The sequence below is a fragment of the Acinetobacter zhairuonensis genome (assembly GCF_022601715.1).
Classification (GTDB): Bacteria; Pseudomonadota; Gammaproteobacteria; order Pseudomonadales; family Moraxellaceae; genus Acinetobacter.
In genome coordinates, this window is record NZ_JAKVIM010000018.1 from 1 (window position 1) to 18,767 (window position 18,767).

The following is an 18,767-nucleotide window of genomic DNA, read 5'->3' on the forward strand; positions in this document are numbered from 1 at the left end:
GCGGGATGGAGCAGTCTGGTAGCTCGTCGGGCTCATAACCCGAAGGTCGTTGGTTCAAATCCAGCTCCCGCTACCAAGTTTCTAAAGAGGCTCACAACTAGGTGGGCCTTTTTGCACAGTGGACATTGGTTTTCTGTGTAATAATAGGGGCGATTGCGCCCTTTTTTATTGGCTATCGTGTAGTGTCGACATCAATTGGTCAAATAGTCATGCTTCACTATAGTAGGTCTGTTTCATCGGTCACAACGACCATTGAATCGCACAAAAATGACGAGAGTAAATGAAGTTATCAAATAAAACCCAAGCACTCCAAGATTTAATCGCTCCTGCAGTGCAAGCTTGTAATGTAGATCTTTGGGGGATTGAATTTATCCCACAAGGTAAACGTTCATTATTGCGTATCTATATTGATAAAGCTGTTGACGAAGATGTAGAACCAGCTATCAACGAAGATGGCGAGGTTGAACTCGGTCGTGGTATCGGTGTGCAAGACTGTGTGCGTGTCACTCAACAAGTGGGTGCTATGCTCGATGTTCATGATCCAATTTCAGGAGAGTATGCACTCGAAGTGTCTTCTCCAGGTTGGGATCGTCCATTTTTCCAATTGGAGCAAATGCCGGCATATATTGGTCAACAAGTCGCATTACGTCTGATCAGTGCTGTAGAAAATCGTCGTAAATTTCAAGCTAAATTGGTTGCAGTAGATCTGGAAAATGAAATGATTCAGGTTGAAGTAGAAAAGCAACAAGTACTTGAAATTGATAGTAACAATATCGACAAAGCACATCTGGTCTATCAAGATTAATTCAATTTATAAGAATCTGAACAAATAGGTGACTTATGGCACGCGAAATCCTTACCGTCGTTGAAACGGTTAGTAACGAAAAAGGTGTAGGTCGCGAAGCAATTTTCGAAGCGCTTGAACAAGCTCTCGTTGCAGCGACGAAAAAGAAATTTTATGAAGGCACGAATTCTGAAGAAGCGCGTCTGCGTGTAGAGATTGATCGTAAAACTGGTGACTATCGTACTTTCCGTCAATGGGAAGTGGTTGCAGATGAAGATCACGAAATGCCTGCATGCCAAGACGCGATTACTGATGTTGATCCTGCCAAATGGTCAATTGGTGACATCCGCGAATTGGAAGTGGAATCGATTGATTTCGGCCGTATTGCTGCGCAAATTGCGAAACAAGTGATCGTGCAAAAGATTCGTGAAGCTGAGCGTGCTTTAGTTGCTGATGCTTATGAGTCAAAAGTCGGTGAGCTGATTTACGGTGAAGTGAAGAAGCAGACCAAAGACGGTTTTATTATTGATCTTGGTGATAATGCTGAAGCATATCTTGCGCGTGAAGAAATGATCGCGAAAGAGATTTTACGTCCGAAACAACGCGTAAATGCGATTTTGTTTAACGTGAATCGTGAAGGTCGTGGTGCACAATTGTTATTGTCACGTGCACGTCCTGAAATGCTAATGGCATTGATGAAAAAGGAAATTCCTGAAATTTCTGAAGAAATCATTGAGATTAAAGCAGCAGCTCGTCAACCAGGTGTTCGTGCTAAAATTGCAGTGAAAACCAATGACCATCGTATTGATCCTGTAGGTGCATGTATTGGTATGCGTGGTACGCGTATTCAAGCAGTACAACAGGAACTGAATGGTGAGCGTATTGATGTGGTGGTGTGGTCTGATGATCCGGCTCAATATATCGCAAGTGCTTTAGAGCCAGCTGATGTAACGGGTATCGTGATTGATGAAGAAGAACGTACTGCAGACATTATATTTGCAACGAGCGATCAATTGGCTCGTGCGATTGGTTCACAAGGCCAAAACGTACGTTTGGCGTCTGAATTAACAGGCTACAAACTGAACATGATGCTTGAAGAAGAGTATCATGCACGTCAGCAAAACGAAGCTCAACAATACCTAGACTTGTTTGTTTCACGTTTAGATATTGAAGAAGATTTAGCAATGGCTTTGGTTGAGATGGGCTTTACTTCACTCGAAGAAATCGCTTATGTACCAGCTGAAACTTTTGATGAAATTGAGCTAGATGCTGAAACTGTTGAATTACTGCAAAGCCGTGCTAAAGAAGTAGCGTTGGCAGATGCATTACAGCAGCAGGAAAATATCCAAGATCCAAGTGCAGAACTTCTTGCAATGGAAGGAATGACACAAGAAATCGCGTATGCATTGGCTGCACGTGGAGTAGTGACAGTTGATGACTTGGCAGACCAAGCAACTGACGATATCTCTGATATTGAAGGTTTAGGGGCTGAACAAGCGGGTCAATTGATTATGAAAGCGCGCGAATCATGGTTTAACTAGGAGGTAATATATGACGGACAAGTCGATTCAAGAGTTAGCACTCAGCGTAGGACGTCCTGTAGACAAGCTCCTAGAGCAGGTTCGCGATGCAGGTTTGCCGCAACGTAAAGCTGACGACATTATTTCTACTGAACAACAAGATACCCTCGTTAACCACTTGAAGAAAGTTCATGGTCAGGACGTAGGGCAAGCAGGACAAATCACGTTGAAACGTAAAACTACAGGTACTGCCAAAGTGGCAAGTACCTCAGGTAAGGCTAAAACGATTAATGTAGAAGTTCGCAAGAAACATACATTTACTAAGCCAGATCCTGAACAAATCAAAGCAGAAGCTTTAGCAAAAGCACAAGCTGAACAACAGGCACGTACAGCTGTTGATTCTAAAGCGAAAGCTGAGCCTAAAGCTGAAACTCCAGTAGCAAACAAAGCGGCTGCAAATTTAGAAGCGATGCGTGCTGCTGCTAAGCAAGAAACCACTAAGCAAGAAACAGCGAAAGCAGCGGTAGTGGTGAAGCGTAAATCAACCAATAAGCCGATTGTAAAAGCGCAAGTTAAAGTAATTGAGACGCCTGAGCAGAAAAAAGCGCGTGAAGCTCAAGCAGCACAACTTAAAGCGACTGAAGAAGCTGCTCGTCGCAAGGCAGCAGAAGAAGCACAACAACGTACGCTTGAACAGATGCGTCAGATGGCTTCAAAATATTCTTCTGATGATGCAACGCCTACCATTCGCGTGATTGATGATTCTCCTCTTGCAGCGGGTCTTGTTGGTCAGGCATACGAAGATTCTTTCGCGAAAGAAGACCGTGAAATTAAGCGTGGTACAAGCACGACCAATACACGTTCATCGAAGAAAGGTGGTCGTCGTGGTGAAGAACAATCTTTCCGTGATAACTCACATAAACGTGGTTTAAAAACAAGCCAGTCAAACAAGCATGGCTTTGAAAAACCAGTTAAAAAACAAGTTTATGATGTTGAAATTGGTGAAACGATTGTTGTTGCTGACCTTGCTGCAAAAATGGCAGTTAAAGTACGTGAAGTCATTAAATCACTCATGAAAATGGGTGAGTTAGTGACACAGAACCAAGCGATTGAGCAAGAAATTGCAGCACTCGTGGTTGAAGAAATGGGTCATAACCCAGTTCTAGTTTCTGATACACAAGCAGAAGATAACTTACTTGAAGCTGCTGAAGAAGCACGTGGTGTACAATCAACTCGTGCGCCAGTTGTTACGATTATGGGTCACGTTGACCATGGTAAAACATCGTTGCTTGACCGTATCCGTCGCTCGAAAGTGGCTGCGGGTGAAGCAGGTGGTATTACCCAGCACATCGGTGCATACCATGTAACGACTGATAAAGGCATCATTACCTTCCTAGATACACCTGGACACGCAGCATTTACTGCAATGCGTTCACGTGGTGCGAAAGCGACAGATATCGTGGTGTTGGTTGTGGCAGCAGATGATGGTGTAATGCCACAAACTGCGGAAGCAATTGATCATGCGCGTGCTGCAGGTACACCTATCATTGTTGCAATCAACAAGATGGATAAAGAATCTGCTGATCCAGATCGCGTATTGAACGAATTGACAACGAAACAAATCGTCCCTGAACAATGGGGTGGTGATGTACCAGTGGCGATGGTTTCAGCACACTCTGGTATGGGTATCGATGAGCTTCTAGACCTAATTTCAATTCAAGCAGAAATGTTAGAGTTGAAAGCATCTGAAGAAGGTGCAGCACAAGGTGTGGTGATTGAAGCACGTGTAGACACGAGCCGTGGTGCGGTAACGTCTATTCTTGTTCAAAACGGTACATTGAAAGTCGGTGACCTTGTTCTAGCAGGCGCATCTTATGGTCGCGTTCGTGCAATGACCGATGAAAATGGTCAACGCATTAAGTCAGCAGGTCCATCGATTCCAGTGGAAATTTTGGGTCTTCCAGAAGCACCAATGGCGGGTGATGAAGTTCTTGTTGTTAGCGATGAGAAGAAAGCACGCGAAGTTGCTGATGCGCGTATGGATCGTGAACGTCAAAAACGTCTTGAACGTCAAAGTGCAATGCGTTTAGAAAACATCATGGCATCAATGGGCAAGAAAGATGTGCCGATTGTGAATGTAGTGTTGAAAACTGATGTACGCGGTACTTTGGAAGCATTGCACGTAGCCCTTGCTGAACTTGCAACGGATGAAGTAAAAGTTCGTATTATCGGTTCAGGCGTGGGTGCAATCACTGAGTCTGACGTAACACTAGCTGAATCTTCTGAAGCTGTATTACTTGGCTTTAACGTTCGTGCAGACAACACTGCGCGTCAAAAAGCGGATGCAGACGGTATCGACATTCGTTACTACAGCGTGATCTATCAATTGATTGATGATGTGAAAGATGCGATGAGCGGTAAGCTTGCGCCAGAACATCGTGAAACGATTCTAGGTGTGGCTGAAGTTCGTGAAGTATTCCACTCAAGTAAGTTTGGTGCAGCAGCAGGCTGTATGGTACTTGAAGGTATGTTACACCGTAATAAACCGATTCGCGTATTACGTGATGACGTGGTGGTATTCCAGGGTGAGCTTGAGTCTCTTCGTCGCTATAAAGAAGTGGTTGAAGACGTTCGTGCAGGTATGGAATGTGGTCTTGCGGTGAAAGGTTATAAAGACATCAAAGTCAAAGATAAGATCGAAGTCTATGATGTTCAACTGATTAAACGGAGTCTTTAATGGCGGGTAGTCAGCGTCTTAAGCGAATGGCAGATACAGTTCAGCGTGAGTTGTCTGAGTTAATCCGTCAAGAGCTGAAAGATCCACGCTTAGGTGGTCTTGTGACCATCTCGGCGGTGAAGGTCAGCCCAGATTTAGGCTATGCAGAAGTCTATGTCACCGTAATGGGGCGTGAACTTGGCGATGAGCAAAGTGCAGTGGCAAATAAAGAAACGCTTGATGTACTTAACAAAGCATCTGGTTTCTTACGTCATGAATTAAGCCGTCGTATTAAGACACGTATTACGCCACGCTTGCGTTTTCATTATGATAAGACAAATGCCTACGGTAACTACATGTTTGGTCTGATTGCAGAAGCAGTGAAGGATTTACCTGATGCTGAAGCAAAACAACAAGATGATGAATAAGCTCAATTGCGAAATTGAGTGACATAAAAAAGCCACCTTCGGGTGGCTTTTTTATGTTTAGAGGTTATTCACGACGACGTTGGCGCTGCCATGGTAAAGGGCGATTTAATGCTTCAGGTACATCACCACTCATTGAGCGTAAACGTAAATGTAATGCTGCTTGTGCCATGAGGTTGGCAGATACGGGTGCAGTGATGAAAGCCAATAGTGTGAGTAAAATTTCTGCAAAACCGATGCGTCCCTGAAACGCTGAGTAAATCATGGCGGCAATCAGGAAGCTGCCCAAACCCAAGGTGCTCGATTTGGTGGGAGCATGTAGGCGCATAAACAAATCGGGCAGGCGAACCATACCAATACCGCCGACCAGCATAAAGAATGCACCGATCAGCAAGAAAATAGAAACCAAAATTTCCATGAGTAATTGCATTAAAGGCTCTCCTTAATCGATGACATGACCTGAAGTGAAATAGCGTGCCAAGGCGACGGTTGAAACAAAGCCGAGCATGGCCACCAGTAGAGCTCCTTCAAATAATGAAGTGGTGCTCCAGTAGATGCCTAATACCACAATCAGGCAGGTCGCATTCAAGAATAGCGTGTCTAAAGCCAAGAGACGATCCACAATCGAAGGTCCAATAATTAGACGACCTAGGCACATGAGCATCGAAACGGTAATCGCCACCATGCAAATTCCTAAAGCATAAGGCAAAATGGTCATGTGGCATCTCCTGAGTTGACGTGGAAGATTTCCAGTAATGGCTTTTCATAGCGGTTCTTGATGTCCTGAATATCAATCTCGACATCTTCACTACTTAAAGCATGCACCAGGATATCGCCACGATCCAGATCAATCCCTGCGGAAACGGTACCAGGGGTGGTGGTGATGATCATTGCCAGTAAGCTATTGACTTCATCGTGTTGGGTTTCCAAAGGCACGCGATACCATTTTGGATGTAAGCGATCCATTGGACCCAACACTAATTTTGCAATACGGATGTTGGAAATAATGATATCCCACAGCACCACAAAAAACAGTTTGATCGCAGCGACCCAGTTAATCTTCGAGGTAGGTTGGATAAACGGCTGCACTAGACGAGGAATAATCACTGCCAGCAAAGCCGCCATGACTAAGGTGGCTGCATCTAAGCTATGCGCCAACATTATCCATGTAATGGCAACCAAAACGGAAACAAAAGGATGTGGCAGCCAGCGACTAAGAAAATTTGTTTTTTGCATCGTTATGGCTCCACTGGTTTAAGTTGAGCATTATCAGGAATCAACATTTCTGGAGTCTGCTGTTCTTGAATTTGATGTAACTTATACGGTGAGATGTGTTCACCTGACAAGGTTTTTTCGCTGATGGCATACGGAATTAAATGTGCATTTGGATCACGTGTTTCACCACCATATTTGGTTTCTGGTAAATTCTCAGGATCGAAAGGTTGCACACTAATCACTTGATTGAGTTCATCCTTTTTCAAAAGAGAAGCTTCGTACAAAGCATTATTCTGAATTTGCAGTGCAGCATTCTGTGTATATTGTTGGATCGGTCCAGTCGCAACCATATACACCATTAAACCTGCTAATAGCATGTAAATTGCTGTATCGTTACGTGCAGGGGCTTGCTCTGGAGTGGCTTGATAGGCCATAAAATCCGCTTCAGTATGCGCCAATTCTTCAGGCTTGCTGGCACGCCAGAACAGAATAAAACCGACACGGGTAAAGGCGATAATACTTAACAGACTGACAATCAAAATCACGGCAATAATCAGACCTTGATAAGGCTCATTGGCGGTAGCTTGTAGAATGAAAACCTTACCCAAAAAGCCGCTGAATGGAGGTAAACCTGCCATCATCAAGGCGATCAGGAAATAGCAGATTGAAAGCACATGGTGTTGCTTCATTTGTGGTGCAATTTTGAGATAGTCTTTATAGACACCACGTTGAGAAGTAATCCAGCCACAGAGCAGATAAAAGGCCGCAGCAATCAGCGTGCTGTGGACCAGATAATACAGTGTGGCTGACCATGCCTGTGTATTCATCGTTGAGATGGCGATGAGTAATGTACCAATCGAAGACAGCACCATAAACCCGACAAAGCGGCGTAAGCGTTCCGCACCAATCGCACCAATCACGCCATACAGTGAGGTAATCAATCCTATCGGTAATAACCAGTTTTGTAGAATGGATTGGCTCAAGGCATCATCAAATACCGTACCGTTAACACGCAAAATCGCGTAAATCCCGACTTTGGTCATGATGGTAAAGATGGCAGCGACAGGCGTAGTGGCAACAGCATAAGTCTTTGGTAGCCAGAAACCGACAGGTAGCATGGCAGCTTTAATGCCAAACACCACGAAGAGCAGCAAACCACCCGCAACTGCAAGTTTATGCTGATCAGGTTGTAGACTTGGGATCAGTCGTGCGACATCCGCCATATTTAAGCTGCCGACACTGCCATAAATCATGCCCAGACCAATCAAAAACAGGGCAGAAGCCAGCAGGTTGATGGTGACGTAATGAATGCCGAGCTGGAAACGTGCTTTACCTTGTCCATGTAATAGCAATACATACGATGCCAGTAGCAGGATTTCGAAGAAAACGAATAGGTTGAACAAGTCACCTGTTAAGAAGGCTCCACAGAGTCCCATTAACAAGAAATGGAACATGGCATGGAAATAACGACCACGGGTATCCCATTCACGACTGGCAAACCACAACACAGGTACGGCAAGGGCATAGGTTAAGACCAGCATCAGGGCGGAGAGCTGGTCTAAGACCAAGACAATACCGAAAGGTGCAGTCCATTCACTCAAATTGTAACTGCTGATTTGACCGTGACTGGCAATCATTAAATAACTGATGGCTGTGGCTAGTCCAAGTAATGAAGAAATTAAACTGATGCCGCGTCGCCACGGTTGACGCCAGTCGTAGGCGAGTGAACCTGAACCCGGATTACCCAGTAAAACCAGTAAGAAACCTGTGAATGCAGGAATGATGATGCTAAAAATTGGTGTATGTTCGGCCCAAAATTGGATGAAATTATGCATTAAGGCTCATCCTCACGTGGGTCGACAAGACTAATCTCTTCTTTGGAGTCAACGTGGTCTGTCCCTGATTCATAGCGGCTGCGTAATGCCAGTTGTACAATAAAGGCGGTGGTGGCAAAACCAATCACAATGGCGGTAAGTACCAGTGCTTGCGGTAATGGGTCGCTGGATTTAGTGGCTTCGGTCAACACCGCAGGGGCATTGACTTGTACACGACCCATGGCAAACAGGAACACATTCACGGCATAACCAATCATGGCTAAACCGAGCACAACAGGAAAAGTACGTGCCCGTAGAATCAGGTAAATGCCGGTTGCAATTAATAGTCCAATCGCAGAGGCAATAAGAAATTCTAGACTAATCATATTATTTCCCCTTTGGTAATGGACCAGCCATGCTGGAGTGACGTGAGTCGCCCAACACCGAGATCATCAGCATGGTTGCGCCAACCACCGTGATATACACCCCGACGTCAAAGGCTGCCGCTGATGCCAAATGCATTTCACCTAAAACTGGTGGTGAAACATAGATGTGTGCGCTGGTCAGGAACGGACGTCCCCAATACCAAGCAGCCAGTGCTGTTAATCCTGCAATGCTTAAGCCTGTACCAATCCAGATTTCATACAAACGACCAGATTTGGCTTTCAGCATTTGTTCAGCTTGGTCTTGACCCAATGCAATATACTGGATGATCAGTGCCAAGGAGGTGATTAAGCCTGCAATAAAACCACCGCCTGGATAATTGTGTCCACGCAGGAAAATATACAGGCTAATTACCAATGCCAAAGGCAAAATCCAAGAAGAGGCGATGCGGAGCATTAAAGGGGAGGGGTTAAAGCGGTAGGTTAAACCCTGTGTCGTGGTGGTGCCATGCGTACGCATGCCATCCATTAAACAGAGGGTACCAATCCCTGCAATTCCCAATACGGTAATTTCACCGAAGGTATCGAAACCACGGAAATCCACCAGAATCACGTTAACGACGTTGGAGCCACCACCCAATGGAATGGACTGTTGCAAGAAGAACCAAGAAATCGAATTATGATCGCGGGTCAGAATCAGCCAAGTGATCCAGCCAATCCCAACCCCACCAGCAATTGCAATAATGGCATCGCGCCAACGACGTGCTTGACTGGATTCATACGGGGTGAGTTGTGGTAACAGTGATAGGCTCATTAATAGCAACACAGTCGTGACTACATCGACGGTGATTTGGGTCAACGCCAGATCAGGTGCCGATAAGGTGACGAACACCATGGTCACGACTAAACCGATTGCACCACTAATCAACACTGCTTTGATGCGTTCATGGTGGAACCAGAGCATCATCCAGCAAGCAGAGAACAGCAGTAGCCAGAGCACAACTGCCAGCATTGGTGCATGGGTGAGTTCGCGTGTGCCTGTGGTCAGACCTTGACCAATTAGAGGGACTGCGACCATGACTATACTCAATGCTACAATCCAGATCAGATAGGTCTGTAAGGAACCTGTTTCTGTTTTGCGTTTAATCTTGCGTGAAGTCAGTAATAAATGTTTCAGGAATGATTCAAATAAAAGCTTACCTTGAAATGCCCCTAAAGTTGGATCTAGATCCATACTGCGGAGTTTGCGGTTTTTAGCAAGTACAAAGTAAAAGCTTAGACCACCGACCAGTGCAATTAGACTCATCAGCAAAGGCAGGTTAAACCCGTGCCAAATGGCTAAATGAGTACCACCGAAATCATGTAATTGGGTGCTGGCACGTGTGGTGCTATTGACGATATGTTCAACCGTCAGTGCAGGGAAAATGCCCACTACAATACATAAAATTGCCAAGAGAATGGCAGGGGCGCGCATGCCGATGGGTGGCTCGTGTCCTTCTTTATTTGGGACCTGTGCACCCAGTGGACCATCAAAGAATACGCCATGAACCAAACGTACCGAGTAGGCCACCGCGAAAATACCTGCAAAAGTGGCGACGATTGCAGCCAGAATCAGTACTGGACCATTCAAGTTTGCAAGCAATTCGGTAAAGAACATCTCTTTAGACAAAAAGCCGTTAGTCAGAGGTACACCCGCCATGGCAGCCGCTGTAACCATAGTCAGGGTTGCTGTGAATGGCAGCAATTGCCAGACACCACTGAGCTTACGTAAGTCACGAGTTCCCGTTTCATGATCAACAATCCCCGCGATCATAAACAGCGCAGCCTTAAAAGTTGCGTGGTTGATGATATGGAAAATTGCCGCAGCAACCGCCAGCGGTGAGCCGATACCCAAGAGACACACAATTAAACCAAGATGGCTGATGGTGGAGTAGGCCAATAGACCTTTGAGATCTTCTTTGAAAATGGCAAAGAAAGCTGCCATACAAAAGGTAAATAAGCCAACAAAGGTCACAATATTGTGATACAGCGCAGCCCCTGCAAAAATCGGGAGTAAGCGAGCCAGCAGGAAAATCCCTGCCTTGACCATGGTGGCTGAATGCAGATAAGCCGAAACAGGGGTGGGTGCCGCCATGGCATTGGGTAGCCAGAAATGGAACGGGAATTGTGCGCTTTTGGTAAAAGCACCCAATAAAATCAGCAATAAGGTGGGTACAAATAGAGAATGACTTTGAATCTGTTCTGACATGGTCAGAATCTGGTCAATCTCATAGGTACCTGTAATTTGTCCCAGCAGCACAAAGCCCCCCAGCATCGCCAAGCCACCCATACCAGTAATGGTGAGTGCCATCCGTGAGCCACGCTGTGCAACATCATAGTTGCTCCAGTAGCCAACGAGTAGGAAGGAGGAAATACTGGTCAGTTCCCAAAAAATTAGCAGCAAAATTAAATTATTGGAAAGAGAGATACCCAACATTGCCGCCATAAACAACATTAGTAACAAATACAGTTTGCTCAATGAGTTTTTAGGACTAAGGTAATAATAGGCATATATAAAAATGAGGGTACCGATACCGGTAATCAGCAAAGAGAAGAGTAGACCTAAGGCATCGAGTCGAAAGCTCAGATCAATGCCCAGTTGCGGTAACCAAGACCAGCTTTGAGTGATGACTTCGCCATGAAAGACCTGCTTTGCCTGAGTCAGCAACAGAATTAAACTGCTTAGACTGACTCCGATAGCCCCGAGAGCCGTTACCCCGCGCGAAAATTTCTTCAGCCACGAGACAAGGGTTGTGCCAAGTACTAACGGTAACAAGATAATAATTGGTAGCACACTTGTATCCATTGTCGTGTTAGGTCGAAACCTAAGGGTGAATCTTATCTTTCAAGGATTACAGGACAGCAAAGAGTTATCCAAAAATACTCGATCTTGAAAGCCGTAAAGAAAATAAAAAACGAAAAACAAGTTGTGTTGCGCAACTTGCAAAATTATAGCAAAACAAAATTTTACTATAAAAAAGCCCAATAAATCTGATCTTATTACATGAATAAAACAACATCAAACCATTTTGCGCACACCTGTCCGATTATACGCGCTGAACGCTAGTTTGCGGTTAAAACTTAGGGGTAGAATGCAGTGTAAATCTGCAATTAAGAGGAGGGATCTTTGAAGGAAGAGTCATTCGGTTGTTGCCAAAGTTGTTGTAATTCAGCTTGGGCTTCGGGTGAGAGTTGTTGGATTTGTGCATACAGTTGTTGCGCAGCAGATATCGTAGGTTCATCGGACAATTGTTCCAATGCGGTAGCACCCGATAAAGAAATTTGACTGAGTTCGGCATATATCTGATCAAATTGCTGCTGCAGGGGGTGTAGCATAATATTCTGCACGCCCTGTGAGCTGAGTTGCAGACATTGGTAGGCAGCGGCATTTTCTAAGAGTTCGGTGCGGTTGCCTGTGGCAATAATCTGCAAGCGCGGAAAAACTTGATGTAAATGTTGCAAAATCAGACTGCAGTGGTTTTGATCCAGTTGCTCATCAATCGCATCAATTAATAACACTCCATCACCTTCCAAACACGGATACAGGCTAAGGGGATTGAGTAAACACATGCGCCGTACAATATCGCCAATCAAGGCAATCCAGTTCTTTTGACTGCTGGACAGCTGTTGAAATTGCATGACCTTGCCTTGGTAGTTCACCATCAATTGCAGTTTGGGCTGATATTGCACAAAAATATCATTCAGTTCAGGCACAATGATTTTTAGACTGTCTTTCAAGGCTTTTAAACAGGGAGCATGCAGTTGAATATGCGCCTGAAACAGGGTGTTCGGTACATTTTCAGGTTGTAGATGCGGACCCAAATGTAATTTATCCCGCATCAGTTGCTGGAACAGTTGCGCGGTCTGCGCATTTTCTAGATCACTGATTTCACGAAACCATTCAAAAAAACGACTAAAGGTAGTAAACGGAATCGCAGCCACTTCATAGGCATGTCCTGCCTGAAATACGATTGGGTTATTTTTACTGAGCAAATTGATTTCATTGACAAAGCGTTCAGCGGGATAGTAGGCAATCAGGGGTAAGCCCTGCATCGGGTCTTGCTGTAAGGCGCGATGATAAAGCTGAACCAGTTGTTCCAGTTGATCGGTTTCTGCTTTACTGAGACCTATGCCTTGCTGATTTAAGGTTTTATACAATTGCCAACGACAATAATTCGACTCTTCGGGCTGTGCTGTTTCCGATTCAGCGAGAGTACCGATGTCCGCAGGAATTTCGACACTAATCTGGACTTTGGATTGCAAGCGACTGTGCATGATGTCTTGATCAAGCATGACAACACCAGCGCTACGCAAATCTTTATAGCGAGCAGAAAACCAGGTCAGAGCTTGATAGGCATGTTTTAAAATGCTGGTTTTACCTGAAGCCTGATCGCCTAGAATCAGAGTAATCGGCTGATCATGGTAATGGAATTGCAGTTGTAAATTGGCAAACAGATTGGTGTGTTTGAGCTGTAACGATTTGATTTTCATATAAGCCCCGCATTCGTTCAACAACTAGCCTACTGCTTGGCGTAACGATATAGGCATCTTCTTTTTGAGTTGTTGCATCAAGTCGTAAATATGGTGAATATTTAGACTTACTTTAGCACGAGTGCAGGCGACATACAGCAATCTTAACTCTTCGTCACTAATTTTGTGATCTTGCTCGGTCAGTTTAAATTGATAGTCATCTTCAATATGCACACGGTCCCATTCCAGTCCCTTGGCTTTGTGTGCTGTGGAAATAATATAGTCCGCCTGCTCAATCGGCGTAATTTTGGCTAAAGCGCGTTTGAGTGGATCGGTACCATGATCATCGACCAATTTCACCAAAGGTTTAATGTCACTGCCTTCATTAGTTTCGCAATATTCATGTACATCATGCCATGAGTTAAACCACGCCAGTTCAGGCACATCAGTGACGCGTTTGCCTTGTTTCAGCATGCTAGCGGCATCGACAAAACGATTCAGTTTGACATGATCGGCCTGCAGACTGACTTTATCACCATGCACCAAACCAGAAAGCAGCAGTTCCATGGCACGGGCATTGGTACGACATAAAATGGCATCACGCATTTTGGTGTGTGGTTTATTCACCACTTTAGAATTCAGCAGTGGATTACCCAAAAGTGGTACTTTTTCATTGAGCGCACCTAAAATCGCATTGGCATTTTGCGCAATGCTTTCGCCAAAACGAAATGAGGTGGTCAGACGCGATTCGGGCAGCGGCAATTGCTGCATGGCATTGACTGCACCGCGCCAAGCATAAATCTGCTGATGTGCATCACCGACATAAATCACTTGAGTGCTTTTTTGACGTAATAGGATGCCGAGCATAAGGGGATCGGCATCTTGGGCTTCATCAAACAAGACATAATCTGTAGGAATATTCGGCTCAGACAGTGCCCAAAGTTTTAGATAAACATCATGCCCAATTCCAGCTTGATGGTTGGGATCAATTGATTCCAGCCAACGCCGTTCAATCGCGGGGTAGAGGTGTTTTTGTAAAACGTCTATGTCATCTGGATGCATCCAGTTCGGCGCTTGCAGATGTCGTGGGGCAGGGTATTGCGAACTGGTCGAGCAAAAATAGCTGACGGCATTGGCAACTAGACTGGCAAGACGACTTGGCATCAGTACGTATTTTTCATAACGTCCACCCATCATGCGTCTTAAGGTAATCGGTTCTAGGCGATACTCTTTGGCAATAAAACTTGGACTTAAACGGGGTAAACGCAGTTTATCGGTAATTCCACGTGGAACACTGCGAAATGCCAGCGAGTGAAAGGTGCGGCAATCCACATTGGCGTGAAATTTTTGCTGTGCCTCACTGGCAATGGCTTTGTTAAAAGCGAGATACATGCCACGTCGTTGTGGCATGGCATCACTAACCATTTGCAGAGTCGTGGTTTTACCTGTGCCTGCATAGGCAATCACTTTAAAGGATTGTCCCAGACGAGCGTTATCAATGGCAGTCGCCTGCTCATAAGTAGCGCTCGGTTTCTGATATTGATTCGACACAGGCAAAGCGGACTTAGTGGCTACGGTTGGCTTTTTCAACCAAACCAGAGAGGCCTTGGCGGCGTGCCAATTCATTTAATACCAGTTGTGGATCGAGGTCGAAATGACCGAGCATCACAATGGTATGGAACCACAAATCTGCAACTTCATAAATCAGGTCATTTTTATTGTCTTCATTGGCAACAAGTTGCAGCTCTTTCGCTGCCAAAATGCTTTCAACGCTTTCTTCACCGACTTTTTCTAGGATTTTGTTCAGCCCTTTGTGATACAGCTTTGCCACATAAGAGGAGTCTGGGTCTGCGGCTTTGCGTTCAGCCATCATCTGACCAAGATAAGACAAGACTTCAACCTGTTCTGATTGTGCATTCGATGCATTCATTGCAAGAGTATGCGGATTACTGGATTTTTCACCATAAATGGCGTTTGGATCTTTCAGTTGTGCATCCACAATTTCCCAGCCTTGCGGGGTGAGCTTGCGGTAGAAGCACGATTCACGACCAGTATGGCAGGCAATACCACCATGCTGTTCAATTTGCAGAACAATCACATCGGCATCGCAATCGAGGCGAATTTCATGCACCGTTTGAAAGTGACCCGATTCTTCACCTTTGTGCCATAGTTTATTGCGTGAACGAGAAAAATAAACCGCCTGATTTTTTTCAGCAGTGAGTGCCAAGGCTTCGCGGTTCATCCACGCCACCATCAGCACACGTCCAGTTTGATGATGCTGAGCAATGGCAGGGACTAAACCTTGTTCGTTAAATTTTACTTCATCGAGCCATAGCACATTGTTCATAGGGACTTCACCAAAATCAGTTAATCGAAAAGAATATAAGTTGATGCGAAAAACATCAGGCTATAGTGTAGGTGATCGGGCTGGATTTGTGTGAATTATCTTTACCCAATTTACCTAGGTGGCATAATCAACATGAGCTGAATACGTTCAGCTCATACGTTGTCCTGCGCTTAAAGGTCTTGTATCACTTCAGCAAATCGCTGCTTTTCGACCAGTTCTAAAAACTCATCGCCCAAACGTTGGCTTTCAGCCACGCACTGTTTCCAGAGCTGGATGCGACGTTGTGGCTCTAGGCCTTTGAGGGTGAAATCTTTACGATCTGGTAAACGCCCCAAAGGTAAGCTTGCCAGATATTCCTGCGAAGGTGAAATCAGTAGGGTACGGGCTTGATTGCTCGGATTGGCTTTACGTGATTTAAACATCTTGTCGAACCAGCCTGGGGTGATACTGTCGCTAAAATGTGGATAGAGCACAATCCCTTGGCTTTCAAACGGTAAATCGATGTGATAGTCAATTAAGCCACCATCACGATAGGCACCTTGTGGTGCATCACGGATATTTTTAACCGCAGGCGTTACCCCTGGAATCGAACCGGAAGCCATGAGCCAATCCGCAACATTGTCTTGATTGAAGTTAAGATAATGCGTGGTGAAACTATCGTCTTTAATTTTGAACTGCGGGAAATGTTGAGGCTGGCAAATCACCCGTTGCATAAAGAGGTTTAAATGCTGACGGGAAACGGCATTGCTGCCAATAATGCCGAGCAAAGAACCATACAGCGCCAGTCGCTGATCACTTTGAAACAGATGTGCGGCTTTGGCGGCAATGATGGTCAGGTGATAATCGGGGTGCTCAACCAATTTTTGGGTTTGCTGATTTAAAATGCCTGCCAGCATGTCACGTGAAATTTTTTCGATATCGGCAATTTTCATCTTGTTATGAAAAGGCAGATGGATATAAAGCTCCGCCAATTGCTCGGGACCAAGCTTTTCACCTTGCGCCAGAATCCCTGCAAAGCGCCATGCACCGACAGAAGAACCCACCAAAAAGCGGCGTTGTTTGGCTTGTGGCAGAAAACTGCCAAAGATAGCCTGATCAAGCCCGGTTAAGCCAATGCCTTTGGGACCACCTGCAGCACCGGGTAAAATATCGACCTGTTTGGCATGGAAGCCTTGTTGTTGGATCAGTTGGCGAGCAAGATGACCAGCACGAATGTTCAAGGCGGGAGAGCGCTTTTCAAGAATTTGAATCATAGTGCAATTATAAATATACGAATGTGCACTCAGTTTAAAAGTTCTGTCTAATGGCTCAATGGCGTGGAAAAACTTTAGGTGACTTATCAGTCACTTTAATGCAACGGGTTAATAATAGACAAAACTGTGGATAACTCTCAGGCTATCCACAGTCTGTTTTATCGACAAATATTTATTTAAACAGGCGCCAGATTGACAATAGGCTGGCACAGACAATCAAAATAATAGAGATGTACCACGGGGCAATAATCGCAATTGACAGCAAAATGGCCATCAGACTGCCAAAAATCCAACTGCGTTTTTGTTGGTGTTCCATTTGCAGACGCAGGCTTTGCAGTTCATTCAGCTGTTTCGCATTCCAAGCCGACTGATTTTTTAAGCCATTTAAGCTGTCCACCAGCAGGGTTGGGAAGTCCTGCGCACCCAAAAGTAAATCGGGGATTTTCTGCCCGAGTTCTTTTAGATTTTTTTGCGGATTCATTTGAGCTTTAATCCAATCGGTGAGGATTGGTTTTGCCAAGCTCCAGATGTCTAATTCTGGGTAAAGGTCGGTACCTAAACCTTCCACATGCACCAATGTTTTCAGCAGTAACATCAGTTGTGGTGGAATTTCTAAATGGAAACGACGTGCGATATCCATGACCTGAATCAGAATGCCAGCAAAATCCAATTCATGCATTGGTTTAGAGACCATCGGTCCTACGGTGCGACGCATTTCACGTGCCAAAGCATCTTGGTCGGTACCCGGTGGAATCCAGCCGGCTTGATGCACGATCTGAATCAGCTGCATAAAGTCACTGTTCATCACCGCCAGTAACATGCGAGCAACCGTCATTTGATCGTGCTTAGACAGCTCGCCCATAATCGCACAATCTAACGCAATAAAGCGGGGATTACTTGGGTTGATGGTCTCGACAAAGACGTTACCCGGATGCATGTCCGCATGGAAAAAGTTGTCACGGAACACTTGGGTAAAGAAGATGGTTAAACCTTTCTCCGCCAAATCTTTACGATCCATGCCCATACGATCAAAGGTCGCTGTGTCGGAAATCGGCACACCGGTAATGCGTTCCGCGACCATCACTTCTTTACTGTCCATATAGACTTCAGGCACATACATCATGCTTGAACCGGTAAAGTAATGACGCATGCGACGGGTGTTGTCTGCTTCTAAAGTCAGATCCAATTCGTTCAGGATAATTTGACGGTAATCCTGAATAATCTCGGAAAGATGTAGTGCACGCGCAGCTTCCAAACGCTTTTCTAGGGTTGCACCGAGCCATTCCAGAATTTCGAAATCTTGCAGAATTTGGCTACGAATATCAGGACGCGTGACTTTGACCACCACTTCACGCCCATCATGCAGGGCAGCGGTATGCACTTGTGCAATGGATGCCGCAGCAAGTGGTTGTTCATCGAAGCGGCTGAACAGGGTGTTAACATCGGCTTTCAAGGATTGCTGAATCCGTGTTTTTGCCACATCGCTGTTAAACGGTTTGACGCGATCTTGCAACAACACTAGCTGTGCCAAAACTTCAGGTGGAATCAAGTCACGACGCGTCGAGAGTAATTGTCCCAGCTTGATTGCCAGCGGTCCCATGTCTTCGAGGGCTTGCTTGAGTTTGAGCGGATTTTTACGTTCTTTACTCGACCATGCCGCAGGATGCATGCGAATAATGGCTATGGCATGACGCGCTTTCTCAGGTAATTCTTCCGCAGGAAACAACGTGTCGAGTCTATAGTGCGCAGCGATGCGCCAAAGTTCGAGTAAACGTGAAACGTGCGGAATCATAAAGTGTAT

The 18,767-nt window shown here is 45.2% G+C and carries 15 protein-coding genes; 4 read left to right on the forward strand and 11 right to left on the reverse strand.

What is annotated here, in order from left to right; all coding sequences use genetic code 11:
* Positions 1 to 280: 280 nt before the first annotated feature.
* Genes rimP through MKI85_RS13525 form a run of 4 tightly spaced genes read left to right on the forward strand, consistent with a single transcriptional unit; the run spans position 281 to position 5,448 of the window.
* Entirely contained in the window at positions 281 to 805 is a 525-nt protein-coding gene (gene rimP / locus MKI85_RS13510) for a ribosome maturation factor RimP (protein WP_241628338.1), read from the forward strand.
* A gap of 35 nt (positions 806 to 840) precedes the next feature.
* The gene (gene nusA, locus MKI85_RS13515) at positions 841 to 2,325 is read left to right on the forward strand and encodes a transcription termination factor NusA (RefSeq protein ID WP_241628339.1); all 1,485 of its coding nucleotides are present in this window, start codon (positions 841 to 843) and stop codon (positions 2,323 to 2,325) included.
* 10 nt (positions 2,326 to 2,335) lie between these two features.
* Positions 2,336 to 5,041, forward strand: coding sequence for a translation initiation factor IF-2 (gene infB, locus MKI85_RS13520; RefSeq protein WP_241628340.1), 2,706 nt, complete (start codon positions 2,336 to 2,338; stop codon positions 5,039 to 5,041).
* On the forward strand, positions 5,041 to 5,448 hold the full coding sequence (locus tag MKI85_RS13525; RefSeq protein ID WP_241628341.1) for a ribosome-binding factor A: 408 nt from the start codon (positions 5,041 to 5,043) through the stop codon (positions 5,446 to 5,448). Before infB ends, MKI85_RS13525 begins: the two co-directional genes overlap by 1 nt.
* A 64-nt stretch (positions 5,449 to 5,512) precedes the next feature.
* Here MKI85_RS13525 and MKI85_RS13530 read toward each other — a convergent pair whose 3' ends face one another.
* The 11 genes from MKI85_RS13530 to MKI85_RS13580 all read right to left on the reverse strand — a co-directional run bounded on the left by MKI85_RS13530 (position 5,513) and on the right by MKI85_RS13580 (position 18,758).
* Positions 5,513 to 5,875: a Na+/H+ antiporter subunit G gene (locus MKI85_RS13530; protein WP_241628342.1), complete on the reverse strand. Its 363-nt coding sequence runs from the start codon at positions 5,873 to 5,875 to the stop codon at positions 5,513 to 5,515.
* 12 nt (positions 5,876 to 5,887) lie between these two features.
* Positions 5,888 to 6,163: a monovalent cation/H+ antiporter subunit F gene (locus MKI85_RS13535; RefSeq protein WP_241628343.1), complete on the reverse strand. Its 276-nt coding sequence runs from the start codon at positions 6,161 to 6,163 to the stop codon at positions 5,888 to 5,890.
* The gene (locus tag MKI85_RS13540; RefSeq protein WP_241628344.1) at positions 6,160 to 6,681 is read right to left on the reverse strand and encodes a Na+/H+ antiporter subunit E; all 522 of its coding nucleotides are present in this window, start codon (positions 6,679 to 6,681) and stop codon (positions 6,160 to 6,162) included. The genes MKI85_RS13535 and MKI85_RS13540 overlap by 4 nt, the downstream gene beginning before the upstream one ends.
* A gap of 2 nt (positions 6,682 to 6,683) precedes the next feature.
* Entirely contained in the window at positions 6,684 to 8,495 is a 1,812-nt protein-coding gene (locus tag MKI85_RS13545; protein ID WP_241628345.1) for a monovalent cation/H+ antiporter subunit D, read from the reverse strand.
* A complete protein-coding gene (locus tag MKI85_RS13550; protein ID WP_241628346.1) occupies positions 8,495 to 8,860 on the reverse strand; it encodes a Na+/H+ antiporter subunit C in 366 nt (121 codons plus the stop codon). Before MKI85_RS13550 ends, MKI85_RS13545 begins: the two co-directional genes overlap by 1 nt.
* A gap of 1 nt (position 8,861) precedes the next feature.
* A complete protein-coding gene (locus tag MKI85_RS13555) occupies positions 8,862 to 11,702 on the reverse strand; it encodes a monovalent cation/H+ antiporter subunit A (protein WP_241628349.1) in 2,841 nt (946 codons plus the stop codon).
* A gap of 305 nt (positions 11,703 to 12,007) precedes the next feature.
* Positions 12,008 to 13,387, reverse strand: a complete 1,380-nt coding sequence (locus tag MKI85_RS13560; protein WP_241628351.1) for an ATP-binding protein — start codon at positions 13,385 to 13,387, stop codon at positions 12,008 to 12,010.
* 24 nt (positions 13,388 to 13,411) lie between these two features.
* Complete coding sequence (locus MKI85_RS13565; protein ID WP_413351379.1) at positions 13,412 to 14,992, reverse strand: UvrD-helicase domain-containing protein; 1,581 nt, start codon at positions 14,990 to 14,992, stop codon at positions 13,412 to 13,414.
* Positions 14,931 to 15,713, reverse strand: a complete 783-nt coding sequence (gene hisIE / locus MKI85_RS13570) for a bifunctional phosphoribosyl-AMP cyclohydrolase/phosphoribosyl-ATP diphosphatase HisIE (RefSeq protein WP_241628353.1) — start codon at positions 15,711 to 15,713, stop codon at positions 14,931 to 14,933. Before hisIE ends, MKI85_RS13565 begins: the two co-directional genes overlap by 62 nt.
* A gap of 170 nt (positions 15,714 to 15,883) precedes the next feature.
* Positions 15,884 to 16,966, reverse strand: coding sequence for a patatin-like phospholipase family protein (locus MKI85_RS13575; RefSeq protein WP_241628355.1), 1,083 nt, complete (start codon positions 16,964 to 16,966; stop codon positions 15,884 to 15,886).
* Between the two features lie 172 nt (positions 16,967 to 17,138).
* A complete protein-coding gene (locus MKI85_RS13580) occupies positions 17,139 to 18,758 on the reverse strand; it encodes an ABC1 kinase family protein (protein ID WP_241628357.1) in 1,620 nt (539 codons plus the stop codon).
* Between the last annotated feature and the right edge of the window lie 9 nt (positions 18,759 to 18,767).

What these genes read in the sequence shown, in the direction of transcription:
- rimP (WP_241628338.1), top strand. Translation starts at nt 281, where the DNA reads ATGAAGTTATCAAATAAAACCCAAGCACTCCAAGATTTAATCGCTCCT.
- nusA (WP_241628339.1), top strand. Translation starts at nt 841, where the DNA reads ATGGCACGCGAAATCCTTACCGTCGTTGAAACGGTTAGTAACGAAAAA.
- infB (WP_241628340.1), top strand. Translation starts at nt 2,336, where the DNA reads ATGACGGACAAGTCGATTCAAGAGTTAGCACTCAGCGTAGGACGTCCT.
- MKI85_RS13525 (WP_241628341.1), top strand. Translation starts at nt 5,041, where the DNA reads ATGGCGGGTAGTCAGCGTCTTAAGCGAATGGCAGATACAGTTCAGCGT.
- MKI85_RS13530 (WP_241628342.1), bottom strand. Translation starts at nt 5,875, where the DNA reads ATGCAATTACTCATGGAAATTTTGGTTTCTATTTTCTTGCTGATCGGT.
- MKI85_RS13535 (WP_241628343.1), bottom strand. Translation starts at nt 6,163, where the DNA reads ATGACCATTTTGCCTTATGCTTTAGGAATTTGCATGGTGGCGATTACC.
- MKI85_RS13540 (WP_241628344.1), bottom strand. Translation starts at nt 6,681, where the DNA reads ATGCAAAAAACAAATTTTCTTAGTCGCTGGCTGCCACATCCTTTTGTT.
- MKI85_RS13545 (WP_241628345.1), bottom strand. Translation starts at nt 8,495, where the DNA reads ATGCATAATTTCATCCAATTTTGGGCCGAACATACACCAATTTTTAGC.
- MKI85_RS13550 (WP_241628346.1), bottom strand. Translation starts at nt 8,860, where the DNA reads ATGATTAGTCTAGAATTTCTTATTGCCTCTGCGATTGGACTATTAATT.
- MKI85_RS13555 (WP_241628349.1), bottom strand. Translation starts at nt 11,702, where the DNA reads ATGGATACAAGTGTGCTACCAATTATTATCTTGTTACCGTTAGTACTT.
- MKI85_RS13560 (WP_241628351.1), bottom strand. Translation starts at nt 13,387, where the DNA reads ATGAAAATCAAATCGTTACAGCTCAAACACACCAATCTGTTTGCCAAT.
- MKI85_RS13565 (WP_413351379.1), bottom strand. Translation starts at nt 14,992, where the DNA reads ATGAATTGGCACGCCGCCAAGGCCTCTCTGGTTTGGTTGAAAAAGCCA.
- hisIE (WP_241628353.1), bottom strand. Translation starts at nt 15,713, where the DNA reads ATGAACAATGTGCTATGGCTCGATGAAGTAAAATTTAACGAACAAGGT.
- MKI85_RS13575 (WP_241628355.1), bottom strand. Translation starts at nt 16,966, where the DNA reads ATGATTCAAATTCTTGAAAAGCGCTCTCCCGCCTTGAACATTCGTGCT.
- MKI85_RS13580 (WP_241628357.1), bottom strand. Translation starts at nt 18,758, where the DNA reads ATGATTCCGCACGTTTCACGTTTACTCGAACTTTGGCGCATCGCTGCG.